This window comes from Micromonospora endophytica (genome assembly GCF_003236305.1).
GTDB classification, from domain to species: domain Bacteria; phylum Actinomycetota; class Actinomycetes; order Mycobacteriales; family Micromonosporaceae; genus Micromonospora; species Micromonospora endophytica.
Window position 1 is genome coordinate 1 of record NZ_POTX01000351.1, and the last position, 4,505, is coordinate 4,505.

Annotated in this window: 5 protein-coding genes and 1 pseudogene; 5 read left to right on the top strand and 1 reads right to left on the bottom strand. The window is 70.5% G+C overall.

Going from position 1 to position 4,505, the window contains the following annotated elements; all coding sequences use genetic code 11:
* Nucleotides 1-180 precede the first annotated feature (180 nt).
* A pseudogene (locus C1I93_RS32820) lies at nt 181-285 on the bottom strand (NAD-dependent epimerase); the annotation flags it as partial.
* Nucleotides 286-488: 203 nt separating this feature from the next.
* On the opposite strand from C1I93_RS32820, the gene C1I93_RS28715 reads away from it, so the two are divergent.
* From C1I93_RS28715 to C1I93_RS28735, 5 genes are all read left to right on the top strand, one after another.
* Nucleotides 489-1,373 carry an ATP-binding cassette domain-containing protein gene (locus tag C1I93_RS28715; RefSeq protein WP_181445372.1) on the top strand — a complete coding sequence of 295 codons (885 nt, stop codon included), beginning with the start codon at nt 489-491 and terminating at the stop codon, nt 1,371-1,373.
* Nucleotides 1,370-1,909 (top strand): hypothetical protein, encoded by a 540-nt coding sequence (locus C1I93_RS28720; protein WP_111246394.1) that lies wholly within the window; start codon nt 1,370-1,372, stop codon nt 1,907-1,909. Before C1I93_RS28715 ends, C1I93_RS28720 begins: the two co-directional genes overlap by 4 nt.
* 3 nt (nt 1,910-1,912) lie before the next feature.
* Entirely contained in the window at nt 1,913-3,049 is a 1,137-nt protein-coding gene (locus C1I93_RS28725; RefSeq protein WP_111246395.1) for a sensor histidine kinase, read from the top strand.
* Nucleotides 3,042-3,692 carry a response regulator gene (locus tag C1I93_RS28730; protein WP_111246396.1) on the top strand — a complete coding sequence of 217 codons (651 nt, stop codon included), beginning with the start codon at nt 3,042-3,044 and terminating at the stop codon, nt 3,690-3,692. The genes C1I93_RS28725 and C1I93_RS28730 overlap by 8 nt, the downstream gene beginning before the upstream one ends.
* Before the next feature lie 157 nt (nt 3,693-3,849).
* Nucleotides 3,850-4,332 (top strand): hypothetical protein, encoded by a 483-nt coding sequence (locus C1I93_RS28735; protein ID WP_111246397.1) that lies wholly within the window; start codon nt 3,850-3,852, stop codon nt 4,330-4,332.
* Nucleotides 4,333-4,505 lie beyond the last annotated feature (173 nt).

The window sequence follows — 4,505 nt, forward strand, 5'->3', positions numbered from 1 at the left end:
GCCTAACGTCCCCCCGCCGTCGTTGGATCTTGTTGCGAAAGTGCCCCCATGAGGGCGCCTTCGCAACAAGATTGCGTCTGTCGGGGTTTACGCGCGGACGTCGGGCGGCACACGAACGGCCCCCTGCGGTAACAAGGGGCCGTTCCTGCGGATATTCCGTACGGCCTCCAGGAAAGGGTCCGAGGTGCCTCGGTTGAACGTGGTTACCTCCCAGCCTGCAGCGACAGCGGCGGTGACGATCGCGTAACCCACGAACCAGGTTCCGCCGAGCACGAGCAAGCGCATACGAGCATCATCCCTAAAATATCTGCTCGGACTTGAGGTCGACCCGGGTGGCGAGGCTCCGCATGCTCATCCACCTGGTGCTCATTGACGCTCACGTAATTCGTGAGCGCCGACATCCACCCCCCGCGTGGTACCGCGGTACCACGCCGGATGAGCACCGTGGTCGGATGGCGGGCCGCCCGGCCGTCCGTAACGTCGGCCCGGTGATCGAAGTTCAAGACCTGACCAGGAGGTACGGCGGCGTCTCGGCAGTGCGGAACGTGTCGTTCCGCCTGGAACCCGGTGTCTTGCACGGGATCGTCGGCCCGGCCGACGCCGGCAAGTCCACGACGCTGCGCCTGATGGTCGGGCTGGACCGGGCCACGTCCGGCCGGTGCCTGTTCGACGGCCGGTCCTACCGTGATCTGGCGTACCCGCTGCGGGAGGTCGGCATCCTGCTCGCCCCGCCGCCGGCTCATCCCGGCCGCACCGGCCGCGACCACCTGCGGATCCTCGCCCGGACCCACGGGATCCCGGACCGCCGCACCGACGAGGTCCTGGAGATGACCGGGCTGGCCGACGTCGCGCGGCTGCGGGCCGGCGTCTATTCCCCGGGCCTGCGGCAGCGGCTCGGCCTGGCCGGCGCGCTGCTGGGTGACCCGCCGGCCCTGCTGCTCGACGATCCGGCGGCCGGACTGGACCCGGACGGTGTCGCCTGGCTGCGCGCCCTGCTCCGCACGCTCGCCCGCGAGGGCCGGGCCGTCCTGGTCACCGGCCGCCTGACCGGGGAACTGGCCCGCGACATCGACCGGCTGATCATTCTCGGGCGAGGCCGGGTGCTCGCCGACGCTCCGGCGGCCGAGGTGATCTCACGGAACACGGTCCCGGCGGTGTGGGTCCGCCCGGACCGCCCGGACGACCTGGAGAAGCTGCTGCGCGGGCACGGCGCGGCCGTCGCCCTGCGCCCGGACGGCCGCCTGGAGATCACCGGGCTGACCTCGGCCGACATCGCCGGGCTGGCCGCCCGCGCCGGGATCCTGCTGATCGAGAACACCCCGGTGCACGCCTGCCTCGATGACGTCTACCTGGCTCTGGCCCGCGGCCGATGATCCGCCTCGTCGCCGCCGAGTGGCTGAAACTCCGTACCCTGAAATCGTTCTGGATCTGCGCGGGAACCGCGCTGGTCCTCACCCCCACGGCTGCGGCGTTGTCCGGGCTCCTGGCCGCTGCGGTCCTCCAGACGGTGATCATCGTGCTGGCGGCTGTCGTGCCCGGTTCGGAGTACGCCACCGGAACCATCCGGACGACCTTCCTGGCCACACCCCGCCGGATCGCCGTGATGACCGCGAAGGCCCTGGTGGTGACCGTGGTCGCGGCGGTGCTCGGGGCCGTGTGCCTGATGCTGGCGTACGCTGTCGTGACGCCGGTCGATGTGCGCCACGGCACAGTCGTGGGCCGGTCGGCCGTCGATATCGGATACTGCCTGCTCGTGGCGCTCTTCGCGTTCGCCGTCACGCTCGCCGTCAAGCACACGGCGTCCGCTGTCAGCCTCGCCCTCAGCGCCGTCCTGCTGGTCAGATTGGTGCTGATGGTGGTGAGCATGATGTTCGGGGCCGACCCGTCGACGGCTTTCTGGAACCTCTGATCCGTGGAGCCCGACACCGGGATCCGGGTCTTCTGGGCCAACCATCCCCACCTGGCCACCGTCATCGTCGTCGTGGTCAGCCTCACGGCCGGCCTCGACTTCGACATGCTGACCGGCGACATGACCCGCGCCAGCTGGTGGGCGGTGGCCGTCAACACGGTGATCTCGCTGGCGCTGATCTGGCGGCGGTCGTGGCCGTGGGCGGTGCTGGCGGTGACCGTGACCGGCGACGTGCTGTCCGGCGACACCCAGCTGATCGCGTTCGCCGTGGTGATGTATGCGCTGGTGGTACACCGCTCGTTGCAGGCTGCGACGATCGGCGCGGTGCTCTCGGTGGCCGTGCTCGGGGTGGTCACCTTCCAGCATGAGGGCCGCTACGGGCTCGGCCCCTTCATCGGCCTCTACGGGCTCGCGGTGATCATTCCGGTGCTGGTCGGCGCGACCGTCGCCACCCGTCGCCGGCACGTGCGGTCGCTGGAGGACCGGGCCGCCCGGCTGGCCCGTGAGAAGGAGCAGGAGGGCAAGCTGGCCGCCGCCCGCGAGCGCGTGCGGATCGCCCACGACATGCACGACATCGTCGCCCACAACCTGACCATCATGGTCCGCCTGGCCGACGGCGCGACCGCGGTCGCCGACACCGACCCGGAACGTTCCCGCAAGGCCGTGCAGCGGGTCGCTGCCCTGGGACGGGAGGCGATGACCGACATGCGCCGGCTGCTCGGCGTGCTGCGCGACGACACCCCGGACACTCCTGGTGACCTGGAGAGCCTGATCGAGACGTTCCGGATCGCCGGCCTGCCGGTGACCCTGCGCCGTCACGGGCCGGATCCGTCCTCACCGGGTCTGCAGCGGGTGGTGTTCCGGGTCGTGCAGGAGTCGCTGACCAACGCGCTGCGCTACGCCGACAGGCCCACCGACGTCCTGGTCGACCTGGACTACGGCGACGACCCGATCCGGATCATGGTCGCCGACGACGGCCGGGGCACCACGCCGGCCCCGTCGGTCGGCAGCGAGCAGGGTCTGAACGCGATGCGCGAACGAGTCGCCATGTACGGCGGCACCGTCGAAGCCGGCCGTCAGGTGGTCGGGTGGACCGTACGAGTAAACCTGCCCCATCCCTCAGAAGGCGCCGATGTCTGAGATAACCCTGCTGCTCGTGGACGACCAGGAACTGCTGCGCGAGGGCATGGCCATGGTCCTCGGCGCGACACCCGGCCTGCGTATCGTCGGTGAGGCCGGCGACGGCCGGGTCGGTGCCCTGCTGGCCCGGGAACTCCGCCCCGACGTGGTGCTGATGGACGTCCGGATGCCGATCATGGACGGGATCGAGGCGACGCGGGACATCGTCGCCAACTGTCCCGGCACCCGGGTCCTCATCCTGACCACCTTCGACCTGGACGAGTACGCGTTCACCGGCCTGCGCGCCGGGGCCAGCGGCTTCCTGCTCAAGGACGCGCCCTCGGCCGACCTGATCGACGCGGTCCGCACCGTCGCAGCCGGCGCGGCGGTGGTCTCGCCCCGGATCACCCGCGCCCTGCTCGACCACTACCAGGGCGGGCGGGCCCCCGACCCGGCGGGCACGAGCCTGCTGGAGGAGCTGACCGCCCGGGAGCGCGAGGTGCTGGTCGCGATCGGCCGTGGACTGTCCAACCCTGAGATCGCCGGGGAGTTGTTCCTGTCCGAGTCGACGGTGAAGACCCATGTCGGCCGGGTGCTGGCCAAACTGGGGGCCCGCGACCGGGTGCACGCGGTGATCTGGGCGCACACGAACGGGCTCGTCTGAGTCGTGTGGTACCGCGGTACCACGCGGGATGAGCACCGTGGTCGGATGGCTGCCCGGCGGGGCGTCCGTAGTGTCGTTCCTATGCCCGAGGTCGATGAAATAACGGCCTCTGACCAGGAGAAACCCACCCCGCGTCTCGCCGGAAGAGGAATGTGTCATGACCACCAGAACCCGCGTCAACCCGCTTGTGATCTGGGTGCCGGTCTCGGTCGCCGTGCTCGTCGCCGCGTTCGTGGCCTGGATCGGCTGGCCGGCCGGGCCCGCCCAGCTGCCGGAGGGCGCCTCGACCGTCGACGTCTATCTGATCAGTGACGAGCTGAGCAAGCCGGCCGAGCGCGGCCAGACCGACGGCTGGTTCGGCGGTCTCGGCATGCCGTGCGGCACCGACGCGTGGTACGTCGAGGCGAACAACACCGCGATGTGCGCGGCGCTGGACGGCCCGAAGGGCACCATCGTCGTGAACACCAGGGACAAGCAGATCTCGCTGCCCGACGCGTCGCAGACCGCGCTGAAGGTCTGGGCCACCGAGGCCGACACCGACACCGAACAGCACACCACCCGCGTCCTGCTGGTGCAGGACAGCACCGCGGTCGCGGTCGTCGCCCTGGCCAGTCCGGCCACCGCTGCCCCGGTCGACTAGCCCCGCACCTGAGTCGCTTGACGGGCGTCACCGACGTCGGTGGCCCAGTCGCGCCCCATTTCAGAGACAGGAAGTCCGATGAACACCAAAATCTCCCGAATCAGTGCCCTCGCCGCCCTCGTGCTCGTCTCCGCCACCGCCACCGCGTGCTCGTCCGGGACGACCACGACCAC